The sequence below is a fragment of the Halorubrum sp. AJ67 genome (assembly GCF_000513435.1).
Window position 1 is genome coordinate 20,772 of sequence record NZ_CBVY010000020.1, and the last position, 838, is coordinate 21,609.

The 838-nt window shown below is 66.7% G+C and carries 1 pseudogene; it reads left to right on the forward strand.

The features are described from left to right. Positions 1–838, forward strand: a pseudogene (locus tag BN903_RS13345) (ribonucleoside-diphosphate reductase, adenosylcobalamin-dependent); the annotation flags it as partial.

Consider the following 838-nt stretch of genomic DNA (forward strand, 5'->3'; position numbering starts at 1 on the left):
CGAGGCCGTCAAGGAGGAGGCGCAGGCCCAGATGGCCGAAAACGAGTTCGACGGCGTCGACGGGTTAGAGACCGTTCCGGACGCGATCGGCGAGCTGTTCGTCGTCACCGGCGATCTCTCGGCGAAGGACCACGCCGGCGTTCAGGTCGCCTGTCAGAAGGGCGTCGACTCCGCCATCTCGAAGACCGTCAACGCGCCGAACGACTCCACGCTCGGCGACGCCAAGGAGGTCTTCGAGTACATCTACGAGAACGGCGGGAAGGGCGTCACCTACTACCGCGACGGCACCCGCTCGAAGCAGGTGCTCACAACGCGCGCGCAGAACACGGAGTTCGCCGACGAGAGCGAGGCCGCGGAGACCATCGTCGAACAGATCAACGAGGTGTTCGGCGGGGTCGAGGCGTTCCTCGACAACGAGGACGTCCGGACCGCGATCGACGCGGAGGTCTCGGAGCTGCTCGAAGCCAGCGACCAGCCCCGGATCGACTACAGCGAGCGCAGTCCGCGTCCCGACTCCCTGAACGGCGTCACCCAGCGGGTCGAGACCGGCTACGGCAAGCTGTACGTCACCATCAACGAGGACGACAAGGGGCTGCCGTTCGAGCTGTTCGCGAACATCGGCCACTCCGGCGGCTACACCAACTCCTTCACGGAGGCGCTCGCGAAGGTCATCTCGACGGCGCTCCGCTCTGGCGTCGACCCCGAGGAGATCGTCGACGAGCTACAGGGCACCCGGAGCCCGAAGGTCGCGTGGGACAAAGGCGAGCAGATCCAGTCGATCCCGGACGCGATCGGCACGGCCCTGCGCCGCTACCTCGACGACGACGTCGACAAGGGG